Below are 25,497 nucleotides of genomic sequence, written 5' to 3'. Positions count from 1 at the left end.
AGCGTCCCGCCCTCCGGCACCGGACCGGAACAAGCCCGGAAGCACCCCGGGAAGCGTCCGGAAGACCGTCGCTCCAGGAGCGAGGAGCGACCGATGGACCGGGCCGACGAGAGCAAGAAGGCCCACGAGGCCCACGAGGCCGACGGGAACAACGGAACCAACAAGGCCAACGAGGAAAGGCGGTCGCGATGACCACCGAACCGAAGCCCGACGGGCCGGGGCCCGTACCGAGCGATCCGAGCCCCGTGCCGCGCGACCCGCGTCCGCCCGAGTCGGAACCGGACGAGCCGGGCCCCGACCCGGTGGAGCCGCCCGGTGCCACGCCGGATCACCATCCGGCGCCCGAACCCCCCGACTGAGCCGGCCGGGCGACACGCCCTGGGCCCACGTCCGGTTGCAGGCCCCCGGGGCGCGGCGCAAGGTGAGTATGCTGCCCGGCCTCGGAGCACGGGCAGGGTCCGCCGGAGCCGCGCTCAGGCGCCCCTCCGGCCGGCGATGCACGTCATGACGGCCGCTGCGAGCGATGCCGAGCGGGCAGAGCTGCCCGCCCGGCATCGCTCGCGGCGCGCCTGTCGTACACACCTCGGTTCGCCCGGTGATCACCGCATGCGCGCCGCCTGGGCTGTTCCCGGTCATCCGGGCCGACGTCGGGAGAACAGGATGCTGCTGCCGGACAGGACCGTGCTCGCTTCGCTGCTGCGGCGATATCGCGTGTGGGAGCGCCTGTCGCTCGCGGAGCCGCACGATCCGGCCCGGCGCCGCCGTCTGGAGGACGTCGCCTACACCCTGTGCGTGCTGATGGGGCGCCGCACGGCCCGGGAGGCGATCATCGCGGCGGAGAACTACCTCGCGCGAAGCGGCCCGAGGGCCGTCGGCATGGCCGGTGAACGCCACTGACCGGCGTCCGGGTGCGATGGGTCGGTAGGCGCGTTTCGGAAGCCGAGGAACGGCTAGGGGTATTCAATGGTGCAATTCGGATACACGATGATGACCGAACAGGCCGGCCCGCGGGAACTCGTCGGGCATGTCGTCGGCGCCGAGCGGGCCGGTTTCGACTTCTCGGTCACCTCGGACCACTACTTCCCGTGGCTGGCCTCCCAGGGCCACTCGCCGTACGCCTGGAGTGTGCTCGGTGCGGCGGCGCAGGCGACCTCGCGCATCCCGCTGATGACGTTCGTGACCTGCCCGACGACCCGCTATCACCCTGCCGTGGTCGCGCAGAAGGCCGCGACCATGCAGCTGCTGTCCGGCGGGCGGTTCCGGCTGGGCCTGGGGTCGGGCGAGAACCTCAACGAGCATGTGGTGGGCCGGGGCTGGCCCTCGGCGCCCGTCCGGCTGGAGAAGCTGGAGGAGGCGATCGAGGTCATCCGCGCCCTCTTCGAGGGCGGCGACGTCACCTTCCACGGCACCCACTTCGACGTCGAGCAGGCCAAGCTGTGGGACCTGCCCGACGAGCCGGTGCGGATCGGTGTGGCCGTGTCGGGCGAGCGGTCCTGCGAGATCGCCGGCCGTCTCGGTGATCTCGTCATCGCCACCGAGCCCAAGAGCGAGCTGCTGGCCTCCTTCGACCGGCACGGCGGCGCCGGAAAGCCCCGCATCGGACAGCTCCCGGTCTGCTACGACGCCGACCGCGAGGCGGCGCTCGCGCGGGCCCACGACCAGTTCCGCTGGGCGGTCGGCGGCTGGCCGGTCAACTCCGAGCTGCCGGGCCCCTCCGGTTTCTCCGGGGCCACCCGGTACGTCCGGCAGGAGGACATCGCGGAGGCGATCCCCTGCGGCGACGACGTCGGCCGGTTCGTGGACGCGGTACGCCCGTACGTGGACGCCGGCTTCACGGAGATCGCTCTGGTGCAGGTGGGCGGTGGCCACCAGGAGCCGTTCCTGGAGTGGGCTGAGTCCAAGCTGCTGCCCGCGCTGCGCCACCTCTGAGAGGTGCGCCTCCGCGTGTTCGGACAGCGGAGCGGGCGCCGGCGGTGCCCGCTCCCGCCGTGAACGGCCATGCCTGTTGAGGACCTGTTGATGAGGAGATGAGCATGCGCGACGCAGAGACAGCGAGCCGCCTCGACCCTGCGGAGGTCACGAGGCTGGACGCCCACTGGCGCGCCGCCAACTACCTGTCCGTCGGGCAGATCTACCTGATGGCCAACCCCCTGCTGGAAGAGCCCCTGCGCCCCGAACACATCAAGCCGCGCCTGCTGGGCCACTGGGGGACGTCCCCCGGGCTCAACCTGCTGCACACACACCTCAACCGCGTCATCGCGGCTCGCGACCTGCCCGCGTTGTGTGTCTGGGGCCCGGGCCACGGCGGCCCCGCCGTCCTCGCCAACTCCTGGCTCGACGGCACGTACTCGCAGACGTATCCCGACGTGAGCCGGGACCGGGCGGGGATGGAGCGGCTCTTCCGGCAGTTCTCCTTCCCCGGCGGCGTCCCCAGCCATGTCGCGCCGGAGACCCCGGGGTCCATCCACGAAGGCGGCGAGCTGGGCTACTCCCTGGCGCACGCCTACGGCGCGGCGTTCGACAATCCGGAGCTGTTCGTCCCCTGTGTGATCGGTGACGGCGAGGCGGAGACGGGCCCGCTGGCCGCCTCCTGGCACACCACGAAGTTCCTCGACCCGGTCCACGACGGCGCCGTCCTGCCGATCCTGCACCTCAACGGCTACAAGATCGCCAACCCGACACTGCTCGCCCGGATCCCGCAGGACGAGCTGGACGCCCTGCTGCGCGGCTACGGCCACGAGCCGCTGTACGTCAGCGGCGACGACCCCACGGCGGTGCACCGGGATCTGGCCGCCGCACTGGACACCTCGCTGGACCGGATCGCCGCCATTCAACGCCGGGCCCGGGACGAGGGAGTGACGGAGCGGCCGCGCTGGCCCATGATCGTGCTCCGTACGCCCAAGGGCTGGACGGGCCCGAGCGACGTGGACGGGCTCCCCGTCGAAGGGACCTGGCGTGCACACCAGGTACCGCTGTCCGGCGTCCGCGAGAACGCCGACCATCTGCGGCAGCTGGAGACGTGGCTGCGCTCCTACCGGCCAACCGAACTGTTCGACGCGACGGGCGCGCCGCGGCCGGACGTGCTCGCCTGTGTGCCGGAGGGGTCTCGCCGGCTGGGTGCCTCGCCCTACGCCAACGGTGGTCTGCTGCTGCGCGACCTGCCGGTGCCGCCCCTGGAGCGGCACGCGGTCCTCGTCGACAAGCCGGGCACCGCCGTGCACGAGCCGACGCGGGTGCTCGGCGGGCTGCTCGAAGCGGTCATGGAGGCCACCGCGGAGCGCCGCGACTTCCGCATCGTGGGCCCGGACGAAACCGCCTCCAACCGCCTGCAGGACGTCTACGAAGCCACCGGGAAGGCGTGGCAGGCCGAAACCCTCGGCACCGATGAGCACCTCGCGCGCGACGGGCGGGTCATGGAGGTGCTCTCCGAGCACCTGTGCCAGGGGTGGCTGGAGGGCTATCTCCTCACCGGGCGCCACGGGCTCTTCTCCAGTTACGAGGCGTTCGCCCACATCGTCGACTCGATGGTCAACCAGCACATCAAGTGGCTCAAGACCTCCCGGAAGCTCCCGTGGCGGCGGCCCATCGCCTCCCTGAACTACCTGCTCACGTCCCATGTGTGGCGGCAGGACCACAACGGGTTCTCGCACCAGGACCCCGGATTCGTCGACCACATCCTCAACAAGAGCCCGGAAGTCGTCCGGGTGTATCTGCCGCCGGACGCCAACACCCTGCTCTCGGTGGCCGATCACGCCCTGCGCAGCCGGGACTACGTCAACGTCATCGTGGCCGGCAAGCAACCCGGCTTCGACTGGCTCACCCTGGAGCAGGCCCGCGCACACTGCGCCCGTGGCGCCGGCGTCTGGGACTGGGCGGGCACCGAGGACGGCAGCGCCGAACCGGACGTGGTGCTCGCCTGCGCGGGAGATGTGCCCACCCAGGAGACCCTGGCCGCGGCGGATCTGCTGCGCCGGCACCTCCCGGAGCTGGCGGTGCGGGTGGTCAACGTCGTCGACATGGCGCGGCTGCTGCCCTCCGGGGCCCATCCGCACGGTATGCCGGACTCCGAGTACGACGCGCTGTTCACCCGCGACCGGCCGGTCATCTTCGCCTACCACGGCTACCCGTGGCTGATCCACCGGCTCACCTACAGCCGTACGGGACACCACCAGCTGCACGTCCGTGGCTACAAGGAGGAGGGCACCACCACGACGCCCTTCGACATGGTCGTCCGCAACGACCTCGACCGCTACCGCCTGGTGATGGACGTCATCGACCGGGTGCCCGGCCTCGGTGTCCGCGCCGTGGCGCTGCGGCAGGAGATGGCGGACGTGCGCACCCGCCACCACGCGTGGATCCGGGAACACGGATCGGACCTGCCGGAGGTCGCGGACTGGTCCTGGGCCGGCTGACACCGCGACGGCGGGGTGCCGGGCCCGCCCGCGCCCCCGTCGGAGTGATGAGCGGCGCGGTGACCGGGCGTCCGGAGCCGCGCATGTGAGCCTGAGGCCGGGGTACCCGGGCGGCAGGAGGTGGGCGGATGAACCAGCGGATCGCGACGGGCGCCGAACTCATCTGCTGGTGGGCGGCGTTGACCGGCCTCTGGCTCGTACTGATCTCCAGCGTCGACCCGCTGGAGTGGCTGGTCGGTGCCGCCGCCGCGCTCCTCGCCGCCTGCGCGGCCTGCGGGGCCCGTCGGGCGGCCGGCCGCCGGTGAACGGCTGGACCGCGGCGGGCACGGCGCTGCTCCTGTGCGGCGCCGTGCCCGCCGCGGTCGGCGCCGCCACCGGCCGGGTCCGCCGAAGGGTCCCGGCGCAGAACCTGACGACCACTCTGGTCGCCTTGGTCGTACTGCTGTTGTCGCAGGGCTACGACCGCAGCGCCTACCAGGACCTGGCCCTGACCCTCGCGGTGCTCGGCCCCGCCGGGACGCTGCTGTACGTGCGGCTGCTGGCGGACGAGCTCGCCGCCGCGCCACCGCGCCCGCGCCCGCTACGGGCGACGACGTGGGTGTGCTACGGCGCCGTGACGCTGGTGGTGCTGCCGTTGTGCGTGGTCACAGGACCCGGCCGTGCACTGGCGAAACTCCTGGTCATCGGCGTGCTGTTGGTGTTGGGCAGCTGGGCCTCGGCCCGCGCGGTGACCGCCGCGGGCACGGCGGGCCACGGGCTGGGCGGGCCCGCGGAAGGGATGTCGTCGGATGGCTGATCTGCCGCTGCTGCTCGGCCTGGTCCTGGTCGCCGCCGCCGGGACCGCCACCGTGCTGGTGCGGGACCCGGTGCGCCAGTCCTTCCTGCTGTCCCTGCTCGGTCTGGCGCTCGCGGTGCTGTTCCTTCTGCTCCAGGCGCCCGATGTCGCGCTCTCCCAGCTCGCGGTCGGCGCCGCACTGACTCCGCTGATGGTGCTGCTGTCCGTACGCAAGGTGTGCCGCCGGGCGCGCAGTGAGAGCCGGGAGGAGCACGAGTGAGCATGACGCTGCGGCGCTGGGTGCTGGCCGTCGGCGCGCTGGGCACGGCCGCCCTCTTCGCCGCGGCCTGCTTCGATCTGCCGCGGTTCGGCGGGGCCTGGCACCCCTACGGTGACCGTGCCGTCCGCGCCGCCCTCGACCACCGCACCGCCAACACGATCGCTTCGGTGAACTTCGACCAGCGCGCCTTCGACACCCTCGGGGAAGAGAGCATCCTGTTCGGTGCCGTGCTGGGCACCGTGGTGCTGCTCCGCCAGACCCGCGACGAGAACCGGCGGCCACCCGAGCCGTTCCGGGTCGCGCCCCCGGTGCACCGCTACGCGCTGATCGCGCTGCCCGTCGCCCTGCTGGTCGGCCTGTACATCGTCGCGCACGGCCAACTCAGCCCCGGCGGCGGCTTCCAGGGCGGGGTGGTGGTCGCGACGGCGCTGCATCTGCTCTACATCGCGGTGGACTACCGCGCTCTGGAGCGGATCCGGCCGATCGGCCTGTACGAGGTCGCGGACGCCGCGGGCGAGGCCGCCTATCTCATGATGGGCGCGGCGGCCCTGGTGGCCGGATCGGCATTCCTCGCCAACTTCCTGCCCTACGGCACCTTCAACACCCTGTCATCGGGCGGCACCGTGCCGCTGCTCAACGCCGCCATCGGGGTGGAGGTGGCGTGCGGGGTCGTCGTCCTGCTGGCCCGTTTCCTCGACCAGGCCGTCGAGATCGAGGACGACACCCCCGGCGAGAAGGAGGCGACCCGATGAGCGTGCTGCCCTATCTCATCGCGGGGTGGCTCTTCCTGATCGGCTGCTACGGCCTGGCCACCAGCCGGAACCTCATCCACGCCGTGGGGTGCCTGGCCGTCTGCCAGTCCTCGACGTACGTCCTGCTGCTCGCCGTCGGCTACCGCGACGGCGCCACCGCCCCGGTGTTCTCCGACGTCACCCCGGGCTCCCGCCCCGTCGTCGACCCCGTCGTGCAGGCCCTCGTCCTCACGGACGTGGTGATCGGGGCGACCGTGACGGCGCTGTTGCTCGCCCTGGTCATCCAGGTCGCCAAGCGGCACCGCACGGTCGATCCCGATGAGCTTTCGGAGCTGCGGGGGTGAGCGTCGCCGGGCTCCTCCCGCTGATCGTGGCGATCCCGCTCCTGGGAGCGGCGCTCCTGGTCGGGGCGGGCCGGCGGCTGCCGCGGTTCGCCGCGGAGGTGACGGGGTGCCTGTTCGCCGGGGGCACGGCGGCCACCGCGCTGATCGCGCTGAGCGGCGCGGCGGGCCCCGCGGGACGGTCCGTCGAGTGGCTGGGGGGCTGGCGTCCGCACGGCGGCGCGACCGTCGGCATCGTGCTGGTCGGCGACCACATCGGACTGGGCATGGCCGCCCTGATCTCGCTGCTGGTCCTGGCCGCCCTCGTCTACGCCTGGCGGTATTTCGACGAACCGCCGGTGCGCCACGCGGGGTCGTTTCCCGCCCTGGTGCTGCTCTTCCAGGCCGGCATGTGCGGCTTCGTGCTCACCGGCGACCTCTTCAACGCCTTCGTCTTCTTCGAGCTGATGAGCGTCGTCGCCTACGCGCTGACGGGCTACCGCGTCGAGGCGGCCCGCGCGGTCCAGGGCGGCCTGGTTTTCGGCATCGTCAACTCCCTCGGCGGCTACACCACGTTGCTGGGGATCGGCCTGCTGTACGCACGCTCCGGTGAACTGGGCTTCGCGCAGATCGGCGCCCGTCTCGACGCGCACCCCGGCGGCCCGGACGCCCTGGTGACGGCCGGCTTCGTCCTCGTCGTCACCGGCCTCCTCGTCAAGGCAGCTGCGGTGCCCTTCCACTTCTGGCTCGCCGACGCGCACGCGGTGGCCCCGACGCCCGTCTGCATGCTGATGTCGGCGGTCATGGTCGAACTGGGCGTGTACGGCACGGCCCGTGTCTACTGGACGGTCTTCGCCGGCCCCGGCGGCATCCCGGCTCCCGACGCGCACCGCGCGCTGCTGGCCCTCGGGGTGCTGACGGCGGCGCTCGGCGCGGTGATGTGCTGGCTGCAGCGCCACCTCAAACGCCTGCTGGCCTACTCCACCGTCGCGCACACCGGACTGTTCCTCGTCGGGCTCGCGGTCCTCACACCGGAGGGTCTCGGCGGTGTCGCCCTGTACGTACTGGCCCACGCGGGCGTGAAGGCCGCGCTCTTCGCCTGCGTCGGCCTTCTCCTGGACCGGCTGGCGAGCGTCGACGAGCACCAGCTGCACGGCCGGGGCCGCGGATTCCCCGGCGTGGGTGTGCTGTTCGTGCTCGGTGGGCTGGCGCTCGCCGGGCTCCCGCCGTTCGGCACCGCGTTGGGCAAGGCCGTCACCGAGGAGGCGGCGGGCGGCTGGGCGACCGCGCTGTTCGTGCTGGTCTCGGCGGCCACCGGCGGGGCCGTACTGCGCGCCGCGGCACGCGTGTTCCTCGGGCTCGGCCCGCGTCCGGCCGACGCCGCCGAGGAGACGACCGGCACGGCGGAGGAGCCGGAGACCCGCGGCGGACGGCTCTCCCGGATCCCGGACACCATGCTCGCGGTGCCCGCGGTGCTGTTGGCCGGGGCGCTGGCGGTCGGCGTGGTGCCCGCCCTGCTGCCGGCCGTGGGCCGGGCCGCGGACGCGTTCACCGACCACGCCGGCTACGCGGCGTCCGTTCTGCGAGGCGGTGCTGCGGCGCCGGTGGCCACCCCTGCGCCGCACTGGTCGGCGGCGGGGGTCCTGTGGGGGCTGCTGTCCGCCGTCCTGGCCGTGGCGCTCGCCGCGGCGGCGGTGCGAAGGCCGGTACGCCCCGAGCCGGCCGGGTGGACGGGACCGCTGCGACGGCTGCACTCCGGTCATGTGGGCGACTATGTCGCCTGGTTCCTGGCGGGCATCACCTTGGTCGCGGCTCTGGTGGTGTGACGGGCGCGGCCGTGAACGGAGCCCGCGGCCCGAGAGCCCCGCGGGTGTGCCGTCACTCGTCCGACAGCACGTCGTCGACGACCGACCGGTCCAGCGCCGCACGCACCAGCGCAGAGGCGAATGCCGCGGCGTCCTCGTCGGCGACCAGGCGGGACAGCTTCCTGCCGTCCGCCGGGAGGCCCAGCCGCTCCGCTCCCTGCACGGCCTTCGCGTCGAGGTACGGGGTGAGTTCGGGCCAGACCTGCTGCACCTCGCGCAGGAAGATGTCCGCACCCGCGGGGCCGACGCCCGGCACCTCCTGGAGCGCCTGGCGCAGCGCGTCGAGGTCCCCGTCGGCCGCGTCCCGCATGCGCCGCAGGTCACCGCCGTAGCGGTCCTGCAGAAGAGTGGCCCCGTCGCCGAGCTGGGTGGAGGTGCGCTCGTCGTAGCGCCGGTAGCCGCCCTCGCCCAGCGCGTCGACGCGCTGTTGCCACGTCGCCTCGGCCATCCGGCGCGGGGTGCGCATGCCCGCGTCGAACAGGGCACGTGCCGCGGCGACCGCCACCGAGGCGCGGATGCGCGCGCTGAGGAGCGTGGCCAGGACGAGAACCTGATAAAGCGGCTGAGGGGTGTTCCGCACGCGGATACCGGCTTCCTCGGCATAGGTCCGGCCGTGCCGGTCCAGAAGGGCCCGGGCGATTGTCTGCTGCCCGCCTCGCCGGGTCACCGCGCGCCACCGCGCAGCGGGGCGGGGCGGATATGCCCGCAGCCCTTCTCGCCGATCGCCGGAATACCGACCACGGTGACCCTCCATTGTCGTGGCGTGCGCGGAACCATTCCCTCCCAGAGTCCCCGGTTCGCGGACACGGAAACGGGTACTGCTCCTTGCGGCGCACAGGCGGCGCACGGAATGCGGCCGCCGCACGATCCGCAGCGCCCGCGCCGCCCGTACGACCGACCTCCGGGGAGGAACCGCTTGTCCCAGCAGGCCGATACCACCGCCCGCTCCGGCGCCGCATCAGGCGGAGCACAAGGCGAAACGCCCGCGTCCGAGGACTCCAGGACCGCGGTCACCGTCCTCGTCGCGCTGGGCGCCAACCTGGTCATCGCGGTCGCGAAGGCGCTCGGTGGATTCTTCGCCGGCTCCCCCGCGCTGCTTTCCGAGGCCGCGCACTCCGTCGCCGACTCGCTGAACGAGGTTTTTCTGCTCGCCTCGCTCAAGCGAAGCAAACGTGCCCCCGACGCCCGGCATCCGTTCGGCTACGGAAAGGAGCGCTATTTCTGGTCCCTGCTCGCCGCCGTCGGAATTTTCGTCATGGGCGGGTGTTTCTCCTTCTTCCAGGGCATTGAGGCCATTCGCTCGGGCAGTTCGGAAAGCCGGAGCGGGTATATCGCGGGTCTGATCGTGCTCGGCGTCGCGCTGATCGCCGAGGGCTCCTCGCTCGTCCGTGCGCTGGTGCAGGTCCACGGCCAGGCGCGGAGGACCGGCCGGGGCCTGCTCGCCACGATCCGCACGGGCGAGGACCCCGCGCTGCGGACGGTGCTCGCCGAGGACTCCACCGCCTGCTTCGGGGTACTGGTCGCCATGGCCGGCATGGGACTGCACATGGCCACCGGCGAAGTGCGGTACGAGGCATGGGCCTCGCTGATCATCGGCGCGCTGCTGGTGTACGTGGCCTTCCAGCTCGCCAGGGAGTCGCGCGGGCAGCTCATCGGGGAGGCCGCCGACCCGGCGCTGCGGAAGGCGATCCAGGAGTTCCTGGACGAACAGCCGGAGATCGACACGGTGACCATGCTGCTGACGATGCGGATGGGTACGCAGTCGACGCTGGTCGCGGCCCGTATCGATCTCGTCGGCGGGCGCGACAGCGAAGAGGTGGAGGAGGTCCTGGTGCGGGTGAAGCGGCAGTTGCACCAGCGGTGGCCGGTCGCCGACCAGATCTTCCTCGACATCACGGACGCCTCGCCCAGGGACCGTGCGCGGGCCCGGCTGGAGCGGAGGCGTCTGGAGGAGGCGGTGGCGTCCGACGGCGCGGTGGCCCCGGGGCAGGACGGCTCGGAGGACGCCCGACGCTGATCGGCACCGGTACCGGTGCCTCACCGGGGCGCGCGGCGGCCCGTGGCCTGCCCGTCACCGCAGGGCGTCCAGCCGCTTCGCGGCGGGCTTCAGGGAGCGGCCGCGGCTGGTCACGTCCGCCCAGGGATGCGACTGCGCCTGCCGCAACACGCCCTCGACGTCCCGCAACGACCAGCTCCGAGCGGTGAGTTCGGGGTCGTCTAGCTGTTTCCTGCTGATCGGCGTGGCGACCGGGGCGCCCGGCTTCGGCCGCACCGACCAGGGGGCGACGGCCGTCTGCGCGTAGGCGTTGCGCTGCACGTCGAGGTAGAGCCGTCCCTCGCGGGCCTGTTTGCGTACGGCGGTGGTGAGTCGGTCCGGGTATCGTCCGGCGAGCACGTCGGCTGTGTCCTGGGCGAAGGCCCGGACGGTGTCGAAGTCGCTCTTGCCGTCGAGCGGGACGGTGACGTGCAGCCCCTTCGAGCCGGTGGTCATCAAGACGGCCGGCAGCCGGAGTTCGTCGAGCAGCTCCATCAGACGGCGGGCCGCCTCGCGGACGGCTTCGAAGTCGGGGCCCGGCGGGTCGAGGTCGAACACCAGCCGGTCGGGGTGGTCGGGCCGCTCCGCGCGGGAGAGCCAGCGGTGGAGCGTCAGACACGCCTGGTCGGCGAGGAAGAGGAGGGTCGCCTTGTCGTCGCAGACGGTGTGCGTGACCGTGCCGCCCTCCTTCGTGACGGTCTCGCGCCGGATCCAGTCGGGGTAGTGGTCGGGGGTCTCCTTCTGCATGAAGTGCGGACCGTCCAGGCCACCGGGGAGCCGCTCCAGCATCAGGGGGCGCCCCCGCAGGTGCGGCACCATGAACTCCGCCACCTGCTCGTGGTAGCCGACGACGTCGGACTTGGTCAGACCGTCGTCGGGGAAGAGCACCTTGTCCGGGCGGTGGATCTCCACGGTGCGGCGCCCCGCCCGCACCTTTTCGGGGCCTGTGTCCGTATCGCTCATGCGAGCCGGAGTACCCGCTCGGACGGCGCGTACTCCCGGCGGGCGGGTGGCCCGCCGGCTGTCGCACCCGGGCGGGCCGTTTCACACCACCTCCGTACGCGGAAGGCATGGAGCCGCGGCGCCCGGGAACCCGAGGGGCGTAGGCGAAGAACGCCGGAGCGACGTGCGTCCGCGTCACGGGCCGCGGCCGCTGCCGAGTGGTGCCATCGGCGATTGGAGAGAACGCCATGACCGTGCCCCAGCCTCCCGGGCCGCCCGGGCCCACCCATCCGGATCCGGTGCCACCCACCCCGGGCCCGGGTCCCGGTCCGCCGGGCCCCCAGCCGGGCCCCGGTCCCGGCCCTGTGCCCGCCCCGGGGCCCGACCCGGTGCCCCCGCCGGCGCCGCACCCGGAGCCGGACCCCATCCCCCCGCACCCGGCGCCACCGACACCCGGCCCCGAGCCCGGCCCTGCGCCCGACCCGGTCCCGCCGCCGCAGCCCGGCCCCGCCTAGGCCAGGTATACCGAGCGGGGCAGCCGAGGTCTCCGGGCCGACCGGGGGCCTCGGCCATTAGACTGACCGGCACTGATCCAGCCCGAGGAGCCGTATGAGTGCCGTTCGCCCGCCGTCCCGCCCCGCCGGACGGCAGCGTGACGCGGCGCGGACCCGGGCGGAGATCCTGGACGTCGCCACGGAGGAGTTCGCGCGCCTGGGCTACACCGGCGCCCGCATCGACGAGATCGCCGCGCGCATCCACACCACGAAGCGGATGATCTATTACTACTTCGGCGGCAAGGAGCAGCTCTTCAGTGAGGTGCTGGAGCGCGCCTATGCCGTGATCCGGGAGCAGGAGCAGCGGCTCGACGTCGGGCATCTCGACCCGGCGGCCGCGATTCGCCACCTCGCCGAGCTGACCTTCGACCACCATGAGGCGCACCCGGATTTCATCCGGCTGGTGACCATCGAGAACATCCACGAGGCGCAGCATCTGGCCGCCTCGCCGACGCTCGGCGAGGTCAGTTCCCCGGCGATCGAGGTGATCGGCCGCATCCTCGCTGAGGGCCGCGCGCAGGGCGTCTTCACCGCCGACGTGGACGCCGTCGACCTGCACGCGATGATCAGTTCGTTCTGCTTCTTCCGGGTCGCCAACCGGCACACCTTCGGCGCGCTCTTCGGTCGCGATCTGACCGCCAAGGACCGCCGGGACCACTACCGCACGATGCTCGGCGACATGGTGCTCGCCTATCTGACCGGAAGCGCTCCCGCCGAGGGCTGATGCGCCCGTACCACCTCTGGTCCACCGCTCCCCGGCAGCGCCGGGGCGCCCAGGTCGGCACGTCCCCGCTCGCCCGGAACGCCTGCCGTCCGCTCCCCGCGGGTCTCCCCTCACGCGCAGCCGGTCCGCCGCGCGGCGCCGCGGATCCCGGCGCAAAAGTTTCCGCCGGATGTCTTGACAGTGACGGCCGCCGAACAGCACGATCCCTGGAACGTAACTAACTACCTAGTACGTTAACTCGCCGTGACACCCAGCGGCCCGGAGCGCGCCCGACGTCGTCCCCGCACGGTCACCCCCGTCAGCGGCCGTCGCGACCCCTTGCCCGACCTTCCGCCCTCCCCCGCCACCCCGGCGGCTCTCCCCGGAGCCCCGGTGGCCCTCCCACAGGAGCACGCGTGTCCGCTCACCCCCTCGATGACCCGGCACCGTCCGCACCCCCGCACGGCAGGCCCCGCAAGGCCGCCATCGCCGCCTGGATCGGCAGCGCCCTGGAGTACTACGACTTCTTCATCTACGGCAGCGCCGCCGCCCTGGTCTTCCCGCACGTCTTCTTCAGCCCCGACGACCCGGCGACCGCGACCCTGATCTCGCTCGGCACCTTCGGTGTGGCCTACGCGGCCCGGCCGCTGGGCGCGCTGATCCTCGGGCACTACGGCGACCGGCTCGGCCGACGCAAGATCATGGTCTTCACGCTGATGCTGATGGGCTTTTCGACCTTCTTCGTCGGCTGTCTGCCCAGCTACGCCCAGGTCGGGACGGCCGCCCCGGTCCTGCTCGTCCTGATGCGCGTCCTGCAGGGCCTCTCGGCGGCCGGTGAGCAGGCGAGCGCGAACTCGATGACCCTGGAACACGCCCCGGAGAGCAGGCGGGGCTACTACACGAGCTTCACGCTGAACGGGACCCAGGCCGGCCAGATCCTCGCGACCCTGGCCTTCATCCCCGTCGCGGCGCTTCCCGAGGAGCAGCTCTACACCTGGGGCTGGCGCGTCCCGTTCCTGCTGAGCGCGATCGTCGCGGTCGTCGGCTACGTCATCCGCCGGAAGCTGGAGGAGACGCCGACCTTCCTGAAGGCGTCCGCGGATGCGGACGTGGCCAAGCTGCCGCTCGCCCATCTGCTGCGCCACCACTGGGCCGATGTCCTGCGCGTGGTCGCCGCTTCCCTCATCGCCACCGTCAGCACCATCTTCACCGTCTGGGCCCTGGCCTACGCCACCAGCGACAGCGCCGGTCTCGACAAGTCGGCCATGCTGTGGGTCGGGGCGCTCGCCAACGCCGTTGCCCTGCTGGCCATTCCGCTGTGGGCGCGGCTCTCGGACCGGATCGGCCGCAAGCCCGTCTTCCTGACCGGCGCCATCGGCTCGGCCGTGATGATCTTCGTCTACCTGTGGGCGATCTCCACCGGCAGCTACCCGCTCGTGTTCCTCTCCGGCATCCTCTTCTTCGGTGTGGTCTACAGCGCGGCCAACGGCAGCTGGCCGGCGTTCTACGGCGAGATGTTCAGCACCAGGGTCCGGCTTTCCGGTATGGCCATCGGCACCCAGATCGGTTTCGCGGTCGCCGGTTTCGCGGTCTCCCTCGCGGAACAGATCGCCGGCCCGGACGGGAAGAACTGGCTGGGCGTCGCGGGCTTCACCGCCGCCGTCTGCCTGATCAGCGCCGTGGCCGCGCTCACCGGCCGGGAGACGCACCGGGTGCCCACCGCGGAGCTCGGCGCGAGGCCCGCCGAGGTGGAGCCGGAGCGCGTGGCCTCGGTGCCGACCCCCTCGGCCTGACCCCCCTCCCCCCGCGTGGCTTTGCTCGGCGCCGCACTGCGGGCACAATGAACTAACTAGTTCGTACATTCACTGGAGAGAACATGCCGAACCCGGCCGAAGGGGCGCCCGCCGCCCCCGTACTGGTCCTCAACGGGCCCAATCTCAATCTGCTCGGCCTTCGGGAGCCCGGGATCTACGGGCACGACACCCTCGCCGACATCGAGACGCTGTGCCGCACCACCGCCGCCGAGCACGGGCTCCGGGCCGACCTGCGACAGAGCAACCACGAGGGCGAGCTGATCGACGCCGTCCACGAGGCGCGCACCGCGCACCGCGGCATCGTGATCAACCCGGCCGGCTACAGCCACACCTCCGTCGCCCTGCGCGACGCCCTCGCCGCGGCGGACCTGCCCGTAGTCGAGGTGCATCTGTCGAACATTCACCGGCGCGAGGAGTTCCGGCACTTCTCCTACATCTCCGGGGTCGCCGACGCCGTGATCTGCGGGGCGGGCCCGCACGGCTACGCCCTCGCCCTGGCCCACCTGGCCCGCCTGCTGGAAGGAACCCGGTGACCATGCCCGCCTACCTCACCGGCCTGGTCGGATCCGGTATCGGCCCCTCGCTGAGCCCGGCCCTGCACGAGCGCGAGGCCGACCGCCACGGCCTGCGGCTGCTCTACCGCACCCTGGACATCGACGTGCTCGGCGCCGGGCCGGAGTCGGTCGGCGAGATCGTCCGCGCCGCCCGCACCCTCGGCTTCGACGGCCTCAACATCACCCACCCCTGCAAGCAGCTGGTGATCGAGCACCTCGACGAACTCGCCCCGGAGGCGGCGGCGTTGGGCGCCGTCAACACGGTGGTCTTCCGCGACGGGCGGGCGATCGGCCACAACACCGATGTCACCGGCTTCGCGCAGTCCTTCAGCCGCGGCCTGCCCGGCGCGGCCACCGGCCACGTCGTCCAGCTGGGCGCGGGTGGCGCCGGCGCGGCCGTCGCCCACGCGCTGCTCGCCCTCGGCGCGGACCGGCTGACCGTCGCCGACCGGGACCCGGCCCGCGCGGCCGCCCTGGCCGAAGCGCTGAGCGCCAGGTTCGGCGGGGGTCGCGCCACCGCCGGGTCGATGGCGGAGCTGCCCACCGCGCTGGGCGATGCCGACGGCCTGGTGCACGCCACCCCCACCGGCATGGCCGCCCACCCCGGTCTCCCGCTCCCGGCCGCCCTGGTGCACCCGAAGCTCTGGGTCGCGGAGGTCGTCTACCGTCCGCTGGAGACCGAACTTCTGCTTCTTGCAGGTGAGTTGGGATGCCGCACACTCGACGGCGGCGGCATGGCCGTCTTTCAGGCCGCCGACGCCTTCCGGCTGTTCACAGGGCGGGAGCCGCACGCCGAGCGGATGCTCGAAGATCTCGCCGACCTCGTCGCCACTCCCAGTCTGTGAGGACCTCCGCCATGCGCAAGTCCATCGCCACGGTCTCCCTGAGCGGCTCGCTCTCCGAGAAACTGACCGCCGTCGCTGCGGCCGGTTTCGACGGCGTGGAGATCTTCGAGAACGATCTGATCGCGTCGCCCCTCAGCCCGGAGGAGGTCCGTGCCCGCGCGGCCGACCTGGGGCTCGGCATCGATCTGTACCAGCCCTTCCGCGACTTCGAGGCCGTCCCGCAGGACACCCTCGACGCCAACCTGCGGCGCGCTGAGCGGAAGTTCGCGGTGATGGAGCGGCTCGGGGCGGATCTGCTGCTGGTCTGCTCCAGCGTCTCGCCCGCGGCCCTCGACGACGACGCGCTCGCCGCCGCGCAGCTGCGCCGGCTCGCCGAGCGGGCCGAGGCGCACGGCATCCGCATCGCGTACGAGGCGCTCGCCTGGGGCCGGCACGTCAACACCTACGACCATGCCTGGCGCATCGTCCGGGAGGCGGACCACCCGGCGCTCGGCACCTGCCTGGACAGCTTCCACATCCTCTCCCGCGGCTCGGACCCCAAGGGCATCGAGGACATTCCCGGGGAGAAGATCTTCTTCCTCCAGCTCGCGGACGCGCCCCACCTGGCGATGGACGTCCTCCAGTGGAGCCGCCACTACCGCTGCTTCCCCGGCCAGGGCAGCTTCGACCTGGCCGGCCTGGTGGGCCACGCCGTCCGGGCCGGCTACACCGGGCCGCTCTCCCTGGAGGTGTTCAACGACGTCTTCCGGCAGGCCGACGCGAGCCGGACGGCGGTGGACGCGCTGCGCTCGCTGATCAGCCTGGAGGAGTCCGCGCATCTGACCTCGCCCCCGGCGCCCGTGGTCCCGAGCGGCTTCGCCTTCGCCGAGCTGGCCGCCGTGGACACCGAGCCGGTGCGGCTGCTGCTGAGCTCCCTCGGATTCACCCGCACCGGCCGGCACCTGGGCAAGCCGGTGGAGCTGTGGGAGCAGGGCGACGCCCGCATCCTGCTCAACGCCGCCGGGGCCGACCGCAGGGAAGGCCCCGCGCTGGTCGCGCTCGGCCTGGAGACCCCCGAGCCCGCGGCCGCCGTGCGCCGGGCCGAGTCGCTGCTCGCGCCCGTCCTCCCACGGCGCAGGACCGGCGAGGACGTCCCGCTCGACGCGGTGGCCGCCCCGGACGGCACCGAGTTGTTCTTCTGCCGCACCGCGCGGGCCGACCACGCCGACTGGACGGACGACTTCGCGCCGGTCAGCGACCGGCGGCCGGGCCGGGACGCGGCGGACGCACCGACGGACGGCATCACGCACATCGACCATGTCGCGCTGACGCAGCCCTGGCACCACTTCGACGAGGCGTCCCTCTTCTACCGCAGCGTGCTGGGTCTCCAGCCGAAGGAGAGCCTGGATCTGGCCGATCCCTACGGCCTGTTCCGCAGCCGGGCGGTGGCCGGCGCCGACGGCGGTCTGCGGATCGCGCTCAATGTCGCGCCGGGCCCCGGAGACCAGGAGGTCCGTCCACAGCACATCGCCCTGGCCACGGACGACATCGCCGCCACCGCCCGCCGGATCCGCGACCACGGGGCCGGCCTGCTGCCCATCTCCGACAACTACTACGACGACCTCGAAGCCCGCTACGACATGGCCCCCGGCGCCCTGTCCACCCTGCGTGAGCTGGGCATCCTCTACGACCGCGACGAGTACGGCGAGTTCCACCACTGCTACACCGTCACCGTCGGCCGGGTCTTCTTCGAGATCGTCCAGCGCACCGGCGGCTACCGCGGATACGGCGCCCAGAACGCCACCGTCCGCCTCGCCGCCCAGCACACCGCCGAGCACCGCGGCGGTTCGTCCCGCTGACCGTGCCTGAGGACCGAGGCCGTACCGACCCGCCCGGCTCGCCCGAGGGGTCCGTACGGCCTCGGCCGGGATGTGGGCCCGGACGGTCCCGCCTAGCATGGTTTTCAGCCAGGCCGCCGGAGCCGCCCCGGCCACGGTGCGGGTCGCCCCTGTGGTGCCTGCCGCCCCACCGCATCCCCACCGCTCCGCTTCCTCACCGCGCAGTCACCGATGAAGGCGGGCCCCATGCGTCCCACGGCGAAGTTCTCCATCAGCTTCGGCCTGGTCACCATCCCGGTGGCCGCCTACAACGCCACGGACAGCTCCGCCTCGGTCTCCTTCGTGCGCATCCACACGGCGGACGGCGGGCGGGTACGCAACCAGCCGGTGTGCTCGCTGGAGGGCGAGGAGATCACCCCCGACGAGATCGGCCGGGGATACCAGGTCGACAAGGACACCGTCGTACCCCTCAGCGACGAGGATCTGGACGCGCTGCCGCTGCCCACCGCCAAGACGCTGACGATCCTGGCGTTCGTCGCGGGCGGCGACATCGACCCCCTCCAGATGGACAAGGGCTACTACCTGGCGGCCGACGGCGCCGCCGCCGCCAAACCGTATGTGCTGCTCCGTGACGCCATGGAGCGCCACCAACGCGTCGGACTCGGCAAGGTCGCCCTGCACGGCCGGGAGACGCTGGCGATGATCCGCCCGGTCGAGGGCGCCCTGGTGATGCAGGTGCTGCTGTGGCCGCATCAGATCCGGCCGATGGAGGGCGTGCTGCCCGACCGGGAGGTGGAGGTCCCGGCCGACGAGGTGGAGGCCGCCGAGACGCTGATGGACTCCTACGGTGACCTCTCCGAGGAGGATGTGCACGACCACTACCGCGAGGCGCTCGAAGAGATCGTCGCGGCGAAGCTGGCACACCGCGAACCGCACTTCGAGGAGACCGAGGAGAAGCCCGCCGGTCAGGTGATGGACCTGATGGCGGCGCTGCAGGACAGTGTCCGCGCGGCCAAGAAGTCACGTGGCGAGGAGGACACCGAGCACGCCACGGTCACGTCGCTGTCCGGGGCGTCGGGCCGTCCGGCGAAGAAGTCCGCGGCCAGGAAGGCGGACGCGAAGAAGACCACCGGGAGCACGGCGGCCGGCGGTTCCGCCACGAAGAAGTCCGCGGCCCGTGCACCGAAGGCGACCGGCGGCAAGAAGTCGACCAGCACGGCGAAGAAGCCCGCGGCCAAGAAGACCGCGGCGGCGAAGAAGACCACCGGCAGGGGGCGCAGGGCCGGCTGAGCCCGGACCCGCCGTCACCGGTCGTCGCGGCCCTCGGCGTCGGACGCGGCATCATCCGAGCCGCCCGCGGCGTAGCGGTGGCGGGCCCAGACGGGCAGCGCGAACCAGCAGAGCACGAACCATCCGACGAGTCCCCCGACGATCCAGGGGACGGCGCTGTTGTGCATGGCGACGCGCAGGATGAGCAGCAGCGCCGAGGTGACGGTCGCCAGCAGCAGGACCACGCCTACGACGGTCAGCCGTGAAGCGAGGATGACGGTCTGCGGCTTGATACGGCGTCCGGTGACGAGGCGGTGCAGGGTGACCGGTCCGATGAGCGCGCCCGTGGTGGCGGCGCCGAGGAGGACGGTGACCACGTAGATCGTCTTGTCGGTCTGTTCCAGGGTGGCGAACCGGGAGGTGAAGACGACGGTCAGGAGGAAGCCGAACAGGATCTGCACGCCGGTCTGCGTCACCCGTACTTCCTGCAGCAGCTCGTTCCAGCGACGGTCCGCCCGCTGCTCCTCCGTCTCGGGCCGGCCGTGGGTCGGCCGGTGCGGGCTCGGCGCTTCCATGCGGCCTCCAGGTGGCGTCCTGCCCTTATGTTGCGCCCGGTCCTGGACCCGGGCAATACGGCGGACGGCGGTGCCCGGTACGCCCGCGCGGGCGCCGCAGGGGCGCCGATCCGTCCCGCGCCGACGGCCGGGCCGGGTGCCGGGACATGAGGCGCCCACCCGCGGGTACGCGCTGTACCAACAGACCTTTCTGTCCAGCAACTTACGGAGGCGAACACCATGGGAATCGGCGGGTGCATCGGCCTGCTCGCGGTGGGGGCCATTCTCACCTTCGCGGTGGACTGGCACATGGCCGGGATCAACCTCGACCTGGTGGGCCTCATCATGATGATCGTCGGCATCATCGGACTCGCGACCTATGTGAGCATCCTGAAGCGGCGGCGCACCCAGCCGCCGTCTCCCGGCGCTCCCGTGGTCGACGTCGAGGAACACCGGTACTAGAAGCATTGCTCGTAGGGATGGCGCGCAGGGATCGAGCGCGCGGACAGGGCCCGGGCCGATACGCCCGGGCCCTGTCCCCTGCCGCGCCCGGGGGCACCGGCGGAACGATGGGGGTGTGATCGACGCGCGTGTCCCGGCGTGTTGGCAACGGGACGCGTGGCGCAGTCCGTGACCCTGGACGACCTTGGCTCGATACTGGGTCCGGGCCGAGAGATCCCGACGAGCAGGAGCTGGCACGGCATCAGTAGCGCGAGCGGGCCGACCTGTGGGACGCCGCGTCAGGGCCCGCCGCACCGCCAGCCTCACCAGGAGGTACAGATGAAGATGTTGATCAACGTCGCCGAGACGGTCGTGGCCGACGCGCTGCGCGGGATGGCGGCTGCGCACCCGGAGCTCGTGGTGGATGCCGAGAACCGGGTGATCGTGCGGCGGGACGCGCCCGTCGAGGGCAAGGTGGGCCTGATCTCCGGCGGCGGCAGCGGACACGAGCCGCTGCACGGCGGGTTCGTCGGGCCCGGCATGCTGGACGCCGCCTGTCCCGGCGAGGTCTTCACCTCACCCGTGCCCGATCAGATGGTGCGGGCCGCGGCGGCCGTGGACAGCGGCAGCGGCGTGCTGTTCATCGTGAAGAACTACACCGGCGACGTACTCAATTTCCAGATGGCCGCGGAGCTGGCCGAGGACGAGGGCGTGCAGGTCGCCAGCGTCCTGGTCGACGACGACGTGGCGGTGACCGACTCGACCTTCACCGCGGGGCGGCGCGGGACCGGGGCGACGCTCTTCGTCGAGAAGATCGCGGGCGCCGCCGCCGAGGAGGGTGCGCCGCTGGAGCGGGTGGAGGAGCTGGCCCGTCAGGTCGTGAGCGCCTCTCGGAGCTTCGGCGTGGCGCTCAGCGCCTGTGCGACGCCCGCGAAGGGCAGTCCGACGTTCGACCTGCCGCCCGGCGAGCTGGAGTTGGGCGTCGGCATCCACGGCGAACCGGGCCGCGAGCGCCGCGCGATGATGACCTCGCGGGAGATCGCGGACTACGCGGTGGACGCGGTCCTCCAGGATCTGCAGCCCCACCTGCCGGTTCTGGTGCTGATCAACGGCATGGGCGCGACGCCGTTGCTGGAGCTGTACGGCTTCAACGCCGAGGTCCAGCGGGTGCTCGCCGAACGCGAGGTCGCGGTGGCACGTACGCTCGTCGGCAACTATGTGACGTCGCTGGACATGGCGGGCTGCTCGGTGACGCTGTGCCAGGTCGACGGGGAGCTGCTGCGACTGTGGGACGCGCCGGTGCAGACCCCCGGGCTGCGCTGGGGCCGCTGAGCCGGCCCCGCTCGCCCTTCCACGCCACCGCTCGCACAGCAGCAGCGCGGCCTGCCCGCGTGCCTTGTACGAAAGAGGAGTAATCCGTGTCAGAGACAGTCCTGGACGCCGCGTTCTTCATCCGCTGGATGACAGCGACCGCCGCCGCGGTCGACGAGCAGGCCGACCGGCTCACCGAACTCGACTCGGCCATCGGCGACGCCGACCACGGGAGCAACCTTCAGCGCGGTTTCGCCGCCGTCGTCACGGCGCTGGAGGCCGAGCCGCCGGCGACACCGGGCGCGGTCCTGATGACGGCCGGGCGCCGGCTGATCTCGACCGTGGGCGGGGCCTCCGGGCCGCTGTACGGGAGCCTGTTGCGGCGGACCGGCAAGGCTCTCGGCGAGGCGCCCGAGATCAACACGGAGGAGCTGCGGACCGGCCTGGGTGCCGGGGTGGATGCGGTGGCCCAGCTCGGCGGTGCGGCGGCGGGTGACAAGACCATGCTCGACGCGCTGATTCCGGGCGTCGCGGCACTGACGACGTCCTTCGAAGCGGCGGCGGCCGCCGCGGAGGAGGGCGCCGTGGCGACCGTTCCGATGCAGGCGAGGAAGGGCCGGGCGAGCTACCTGGGCGAACGCAGCATCGGGCACCAGGACCCCGGCGCGACGTCCTCGGCCCTGCTCTTCACCACCCTCGCGGAGGTGGCCAAGTGAGCGGGGAGACGGCGCAGGACGGTGCTCCACCGGTCGGCATCGTGCTGGTCTCGCACAGCGGGCCGGTCGCCGAATCCGTCGCGGCGATGGCCACCGGGCTCGCGGGCGGCGGCTCCAAGGCGCCCGTCGCCGCAGCGGGCGGCACTCCGGACGGGGGGCTCGGGACGAGTTCGGAGCTGATCACCGAGGCGGCGCGGAAGGTGGACCGGGGTGCGGGTGTGGTGATCCTGGTCGACCTCGGGAGCGCCGTACTGACCGTCAAGGCTCTGGTCGCCGAGGGGGACGAACTCCCCGACGGAGCACGAATGGTGGACGCGCCCTTCGTGGAGGGTGCGGTGGCAGCGGTGGTGACCGCCTCCTCCGGCGCCGACGTGGCGGCGGTGGCTGCCGCGGCCGAGGAAGCGTACGGCTACCGCAAGGCGTGAGCGGGAGGCATGAGCGGGAAGGGCGAGCGGGAGGGCTGAGGCGGGCGGTACGGCTCCGGCGACGGGGCCGTACCGCCCGTCGTCCGGTACCCGGCCGTTCCGGGGGCCGTCAGGGTTTGCGGGCAATGGCCGCGTAGCACGCCGCCTCGGCGTCCGTGACGTGGGTGGCGTCCTCCGGGCGGTCCGGGCGCCATTGATGGGAGAGGGTGACGCCCGGCTCCAGCAGTTCCCAGCCGTCGAAGAAGCGGCGGAACTCGGCGCGGGAGCGGAACTGCAGAGGTGTTCCGGCGTCCGCGTAGATCTTGATGATCTTGTGCATCGCCGTGGCGTCCATATCGGGGGTCGCATGCGTCATGGCCAGGGTGCTGCCGCTGGGCAGCGCGTCCTTGAGGGTCTCGACGATGGTGTGCGCACGGTCTCGGCCGTCGTCGGTGACGAAGTGCATCAGCGCGTTCAGGCTGAGCGCCACCGGGCGGCGCAGATCGAGGGTGCCGCGCAGCTGGGGTGCCGTGAGGATGCCCGCGGGGTCGGTGACATCCGCCTGGACGTACGCCGTGCGTCCCTCGGGCGTGCTGAGCAGCAGCGCCGCGGCGTGCGCGAGGACGATGGGGTCGTTGTCGGTGTAGACCACGCGGGCGGCGGGGGCGATGCCCTGGGCGATGTCATGGAGGTTGGGCGGGGTGGGGATGCCGGTGCCGATGTCGAGGAACTGCCGCATCCCGGACCGGGCGAGCAGACGCGTGGCGCGGTGCATGAACTCGCGGTTGATGCGCGCGGCGACCAGCGCGGCGGGAAACACCCCGAGCACACTGCCGGCGGCCATCCGGTCGGCCAGGAAGTTGGTCTTGCCCCCGAGGAAGTAGTCGTAGATGCGGGACGAGTGGGCCCGGTCCAGTTGCAGGTCCACCACGGCCTCGTCGTGGTCACTCATCGCGCTCCGCCTCCCCGGTGGCCGGGCTCTCCCGGCGGCCGCTGCCGCCCCGTGCGCCGCGCGCTCCCCGGGAGGCTCCCGAACGCCCCGTTCCGCCGCGGCTGTTGGACCCTGCCCCGTACGCTCCGGATCATGCGGTGGGCGGCCCGGTGCCCCGGCGGCTCCCGAGGGCGCGCCCGGCCGGGAATGCGCCCCGCGCGGCGTATTGGTCGCCCGGCGGGCGCGTACGGCAGGTGTCCGCTTCCGCGCCACGCACCCGTTGCGCAGGTATGACGTGCGACCATGCCCCGGTCACGCGTAGTCATATGAATACGCTGGGCGAGATTTCTTTCCCGGCTGTGCCACAAATGGGCCCAATTTCGGGTTCATTGGAGGAGAGGGCAATCCGCTCTCCCGCTGCCACCGGCCCGGTGCCGGAGCGGCGGCGCACGGCGAACGGAACGAGGACGGCTCGTGGGCACAGACCGGGACCGACTTCTGCCGGCGCACGCGCAGGCGCGCGCCATCACCGCAGACTTAGCCGCACTCCCCCGTCGTTCCGATACGCCCGCCGGCCGGCACAAGGCGATAGCCGGGCGGCCGCGGGTCGCAGGCCGCGCGCACGGGAGCCGTCGCCTCCGCGGTGCCGAGGGGCGCGCATGAACCGCCGCAGCCCGACCGGTGCGCCGCTCCAGGAGCACGACGGGCAGGCACCCGCCCGGCCCGAGCCCTCGCGCCACCATCTCTCGATCACCTTCGAGGCCTTCCATGCGACGCACGCCCGCAAGTGGCTGACCTACGCCTATCTGCACACCGGCAACGAAGCGGCGGCCCGTCAGGTGACCCGCTCCGCCTACCAGCAGCTGGGGCGGCTGTGGCCGCACGCGCTGCGTCAGGCGTCGGTGGAAGCCTTCGCCTGGTCGGTGCTGAAGGAACGCGTCGTGGAGTGGCTCTACGATCACCAGCAGCCCACCGCGCTCACCGAGACCGCCGCCTTCGCCGTCGTCACCCAGGCGCTGCTCCGCGAGTGCCAACAGCAATTCGCCCTCCTGGAAAGCCAGTTGGGCCTGTATGCGGCCATCGCGCGGCTACCGGAGCGGCAGTGCGACGTGATCGTGCTGCGGCACGTCATCGGGTACTGCGACGGGCAGATCGCCGCGCTGCTAGGCGTGGACGAGGTCACCGTCCGCTCCCACGCGAGCCGCGGCAAGCGCAAACTCGCCACGGCGCTCGGCATCGACCAAGGAACCACAAGGGGGAACTGACCATGCCGTACAGCCCGTACAGCCCGCACAGCCGGCACCCCGGACGTCGCGACACCGTCGAGACGCTGCTCAGCGCAGCCGCCGATGTGGCCGGCATCGACGGCCTCGCGGACTTCAGCGACCTCGACGACGCGGGGACGCTCGACGGCCTCGGCTGCCTCGCCAACTCCACCGGCGCGACGAGCGGCTCGCCGGGGACGTCCCGCGCGGACCGTGGGGCGCCCACCTCCTACCCCAGCGCCCGCGACGAGGCCACCCACGAACTGGAGCTGGCCTGCGCCCTGGTCGTCAACGCCGCGGCCGCCGCGGCCAGCCTGGAGCGGCTGGTCGACGACCACCACATCGACCCCGAGGGCGCGCTGGTCTTCGCCTGTCTGCTGCACATCACCGGGCGGGGCGACGCGGCGCACTTCTGGTGGCACTTCGGGGCGGGCGCCGGCAGCCGTACGGCCGCCTACTGCCTGTACCTCGCACACCGCCGCAACGGCGAGTACCGCGACGCCGCGTACTGGCGCGAGCAGGCCGCGCACACGCCGGACGAGCACCGCCCGGCCGCGGCCGCCTTCGACGAGCGGCAGCTGCTGCCCGACGATGCCCGGCACAATCTGCTCGTCCAGTGGCACAGCGGGCTCGCCCCGACCCTGCCGACCACCCTGGAGAGCGTGATCAACCGCCTCGTCGTGGACAGCGATGACGAGGACTTCGGCGAGATCCCCCACCCCTCACCGACCCTCGTCAAGGACCTCGGGCGCGCCCGCTGACGCCCGGGTTCCGGCCGTCCCCCTGGGTGCGCGGACCGGCCGCCCACGGGGGGGCGCTGCCGGGCTCGGGGCCCGCCGGGGGTGTCCGGGACCACGGGCGGCGGCCACAGAGCGCCCCGCACCGCCGGCACGCCATGCCGTGCGACGCCCATCCGGCCGCGCCGGCCGGCCCGCGGA

27 protein-coding genes are annotated in these 25,497 nt (G+C 72.5%); 23 read left to right on the top strand and 4 right to left on the bottom strand.

Annotated features, from left to right (window positions below; translation table 11 throughout):
* The first annotated feature begins 188 nt into the window (after window positions 1–188).
* From ACGFZW_RS28760 to ACGFZW_RS28715, 10 genes are all read left to right on the top strand, one after another.
* Window positions 189–359 (top strand): hypothetical protein, encoded by a 171-nt coding sequence (locus ACGFZW_RS28760; protein WP_393896152.1) that lies wholly within the window; start codon window positions 189–191, stop codon window positions 357–359.
* A gap of 301 nt (window positions 360–660) precedes the next feature.
* Window positions 661–897, top strand: coding sequence for a DUF5133 domain-containing protein (locus ACGFZW_RS28755; protein ID WP_393896151.1), 237 nt, complete (start codon window positions 661–663; stop codon window positions 895–897).
* Between the two features lie 66 nt (window positions 898–963).
* The gene (locus ACGFZW_RS28750; RefSeq protein WP_393896150.1) at window positions 964–1,929 is read left to right on the top strand and encodes an LLM class F420-dependent oxidoreductase; all 966 of its coding nucleotides are present in this window, start codon (window positions 964–966) and stop codon (window positions 1,927–1,929) included.
* Window positions 1,930–2,033: 104 nt separating this feature from the next.
* On the top strand, window positions 2,034–4,412 hold the full coding sequence (locus ACGFZW_RS28745; RefSeq protein ID WP_393896149.1) for a phosphoketolase: 2,379 nt from the start codon (window positions 2,034–2,036) through the stop codon (window positions 4,410–4,412).
* 128 nt (window positions 4,413–4,540) lie between these two features.
* Window positions 4,541–4,717: a hypothetical protein gene (locus tag ACGFZW_RS28740; protein ID WP_393896148.1), complete on the top strand. Its 177-nt coding sequence runs from the start codon at window positions 4,541–4,543 to the stop codon at window positions 4,715–4,717.
* On the top strand, window positions 4,714–5,208 hold the full coding sequence (locus ACGFZW_RS28735) for a monovalent cation/H+ antiporter complex subunit F (RefSeq protein WP_393896147.1): 495 nt from the start codon (window positions 4,714–4,716) through the stop codon (window positions 5,206–5,208). Before ACGFZW_RS28740 ends, ACGFZW_RS28735 begins: the two co-directional genes overlap by 4 nt.
* Entirely contained in the window at window positions 5,201–5,467 is a 267-nt protein-coding gene (locus tag ACGFZW_RS28730; protein ID WP_393896146.1) for a hydrogenase subunit MbhD domain-containing protein, read from the top strand. Before ACGFZW_RS28735 ends, ACGFZW_RS28730 begins: the two co-directional genes overlap by 8 nt.
* Window positions 5,468–5,469: 2 nt before the next feature.
* Window positions 5,470–6,219: an MnhB domain-containing protein gene (locus ACGFZW_RS28725; RefSeq protein ID WP_393896242.1), complete on the top strand. Its 750-nt coding sequence runs from the start codon at window positions 5,470–5,472 to the stop codon at window positions 6,217–6,219.
* Window positions 6,216–6,563 carry a sodium:proton antiporter gene (locus tag ACGFZW_RS28720; RefSeq protein ID WP_393896145.1) on the top strand — a complete coding sequence of 116 codons (348 nt, stop codon included), beginning with the start codon at window positions 6,216–6,218 and terminating at the stop codon, window positions 6,561–6,563. The genes ACGFZW_RS28725 and ACGFZW_RS28720 overlap by 4 nt, the downstream gene beginning before the upstream one ends.
* Window positions 6,560–8,365, top strand: coding sequence for a complex I subunit 5 family protein (locus ACGFZW_RS28715; RefSeq protein WP_393896144.1), 1,806 nt, complete (start codon window positions 6,560–6,562; stop codon window positions 8,363–8,365). Before ACGFZW_RS28720 ends, ACGFZW_RS28715 begins: the two co-directional genes overlap by 4 nt.
* A gap of 52 nt (window positions 8,366–8,417) precedes the next feature.
* Here ACGFZW_RS28715 and ACGFZW_RS28710 read toward each other — a convergent pair whose 3' ends face one another.
* A complete protein-coding gene (locus ACGFZW_RS28710) occupies window positions 8,418–9,071 on the bottom strand; it encodes an endonuclease (protein WP_393896143.1) in 654 nt (217 codons plus the stop codon).
* A gap of 249 nt (window positions 9,072–9,320) precedes the next feature.
* On the opposite strand from ACGFZW_RS28710, the gene ACGFZW_RS28705 reads away from it, so the two are divergent.
* On the top strand, window positions 9,321–10,421 hold the full coding sequence (locus ACGFZW_RS28705; protein WP_393896142.1) for a cation diffusion facilitator family transporter: 1,101 nt from the start codon (window positions 9,321–9,323) through the stop codon (window positions 10,419–10,421).
* Between the two features lie 54 nt (window positions 10,422–10,475).
* On the opposite strand, the gene ligD is transcribed toward ACGFZW_RS28705, so the two are convergent.
* Window positions 10,476–11,402, bottom strand: a complete 927-nt coding sequence (gene ligD, locus ACGFZW_RS28700; RefSeq protein WP_393896141.1) for a non-homologous end-joining DNA ligase — start codon at window positions 11,400–11,402, stop codon at window positions 10,476–10,478.
* 588 nt (window positions 11,403–11,990) lie between these two features.
* Between ligD and ACGFZW_RS28695 the strand changes: the two genes are divergently transcribed.
* The 6 genes from ACGFZW_RS28695 (at window position 11,991) to ACGFZW_RS28670 (ending at window position 18,958) form a co-directional block, all read left to right on the top strand.
* Complete coding sequence (locus ACGFZW_RS28695; protein ID WP_393896140.1) at window positions 11,991–12,659, top strand: TetR/AcrR family transcriptional regulator; 669 nt, start codon at window positions 11,991–11,993, stop codon at window positions 12,657–12,659.
* 395 nt (window positions 12,660–13,054) lie between these two features.
* Window positions 13,055–14,431 carry an MFS transporter gene (locus tag ACGFZW_RS28690; protein WP_393896139.1) on the top strand — a complete coding sequence of 459 codons (1,377 nt, stop codon included), beginning with the start codon at window positions 13,055–13,057 and terminating at the stop codon, window positions 14,429–14,431.
* Window positions 14,432–14,514: 83 nt separating this feature from the next.
* The gene (gene aroQ, locus ACGFZW_RS28685) at window positions 14,515–14,985 is read left to right on the top strand and encodes a type II 3-dehydroquinate dehydratase (protein WP_393896138.1); all 471 of its coding nucleotides are present in this window, start codon (window positions 14,515–14,517) and stop codon (window positions 14,983–14,985) included.
* A 2-nt stretch (window positions 14,986–14,987) separates the two neighbouring features.
* Window positions 14,988–15,851, top strand: a complete 864-nt coding sequence (locus ACGFZW_RS28680) for a shikimate dehydrogenase (protein WP_393896137.1) — start codon at window positions 14,988–14,990, stop codon at window positions 15,849–15,851.
* Between the two features lie 11 nt (window positions 15,852–15,862).
* Window positions 15,863–17,689: a bifunctional sugar phosphate isomerase/epimerase/4-hydroxyphenylpyruvate dioxygenase family protein gene (locus ACGFZW_RS28675; protein WP_393896136.1), complete on the top strand. Its 1,827-nt coding sequence runs from the start codon at window positions 15,863–15,865 to the stop codon at window positions 17,687–17,689.
* A 225-nt stretch (window positions 17,690–17,914) separates the two neighbouring features.
* Entirely contained in the window at window positions 17,915–18,958 is a 1,044-nt protein-coding gene (locus ACGFZW_RS28670) for a Ku protein (RefSeq protein WP_393896135.1), read from the top strand.
* A gap of 14 nt (window positions 18,959–18,972) precedes the next feature.
* On the opposite strand, the gene ACGFZW_RS28665 is transcribed toward ACGFZW_RS28670, so the two are convergent.
* Window positions 18,973–19,512 carry a DUF6328 family protein gene (locus ACGFZW_RS28665; RefSeq protein WP_393896134.1) on the bottom strand — a complete coding sequence of 180 codons (540 nt, stop codon included), beginning with the start codon at window positions 19,510–19,512 and terminating at the stop codon, window positions 18,973–18,975.
* A 219-nt stretch (window positions 19,513–19,731) separates the two neighbouring features.
* Between ACGFZW_RS28665 and ACGFZW_RS28660 the strand changes: the two genes are divergently transcribed.
* The 4 genes from ACGFZW_RS28660 (at window position 19,732) to ACGFZW_RS28645 (ending at window position 22,384) form a co-directional block, all read left to right on the top strand.
* On the top strand, window positions 19,732–19,953 hold the full coding sequence (locus tag ACGFZW_RS28660) for a DUF6458 family protein (protein WP_393896133.1): 222 nt from the start codon (window positions 19,732–19,734) through the stop codon (window positions 19,951–19,953).
* 318 nt (window positions 19,954–20,271) lie between these two features.
* Complete coding sequence (gene dhaK, locus ACGFZW_RS28655; RefSeq protein ID WP_393896132.1) at window positions 20,272–21,264, top strand: dihydroxyacetone kinase subunit DhaK; 993 nt, start codon at window positions 20,272–20,274, stop codon at window positions 21,262–21,264.
* A gap of 86 nt (window positions 21,265–21,350) precedes the next feature.
* On the top strand, window positions 21,351–21,959 hold the full coding sequence (gene dhaL / locus ACGFZW_RS28650) for a dihydroxyacetone kinase subunit DhaL (protein ID WP_393896131.1): 609 nt from the start codon (window positions 21,351–21,353) through the stop codon (window positions 21,957–21,959).
* Entirely contained in the window at window positions 21,956–22,384 is a 429-nt protein-coding gene (locus tag ACGFZW_RS28645) for a PTS-dependent dihydroxyacetone kinase phosphotransferase subunit DhaM (RefSeq protein WP_393896130.1), read from the top strand. Before dhaL ends, ACGFZW_RS28645 begins: the two co-directional genes overlap by 4 nt.
* A gap of 109 nt (window positions 22,385–22,493) precedes the next feature.
* On the opposite strand, the gene ACGFZW_RS28640 is transcribed toward ACGFZW_RS28645, so the two are convergent.
* A complete protein-coding gene (locus ACGFZW_RS28640; protein ID WP_393896129.1) occupies window positions 22,494–23,315 on the bottom strand; it encodes an SAM-dependent methyltransferase in 822 nt (273 codons plus the stop codon).
* A 638-nt stretch (window positions 23,316–23,953) separates the two neighbouring features.
* Between ACGFZW_RS28640 and ACGFZW_RS28635 the strand changes: the two genes are divergently transcribed.
* Together ACGFZW_RS28635 and ACGFZW_RS28630 are read left to right on the top strand one after the other, a co-directional pair.
* Complete coding sequence (locus tag ACGFZW_RS28635) at window positions 23,954–24,559, top strand: RNA polymerase sigma factor (protein ID WP_393896128.1); 606 nt, start codon at window positions 23,954–23,956, stop codon at window positions 24,557–24,559.
* A 2-nt stretch (window positions 24,560–24,561) separates the two neighbouring features.
* Window positions 24,562–25,320 carry a hypothetical protein gene (locus tag ACGFZW_RS28630; protein WP_393896127.1) on the top strand — a complete coding sequence of 253 codons (759 nt, stop codon included), beginning with the start codon at window positions 24,562–24,564 and terminating at the stop codon, window positions 25,318–25,320.
* Window positions 25,321–25,497 lie beyond the last annotated feature (177 nt).

Source organism: Streptomyces sp. NPDC048248 (assembly GCF_043201875.1).
Taxonomy (GTDB): domain Bacteria; phylum Actinomycetota; class Actinomycetes; order Streptomycetales; family Streptomycetaceae; genus Streptomyces.
Note: the sequence above shows the minus strand (reverse complement) of the source record. Positions and strands in the feature narration are given on the sequence as shown.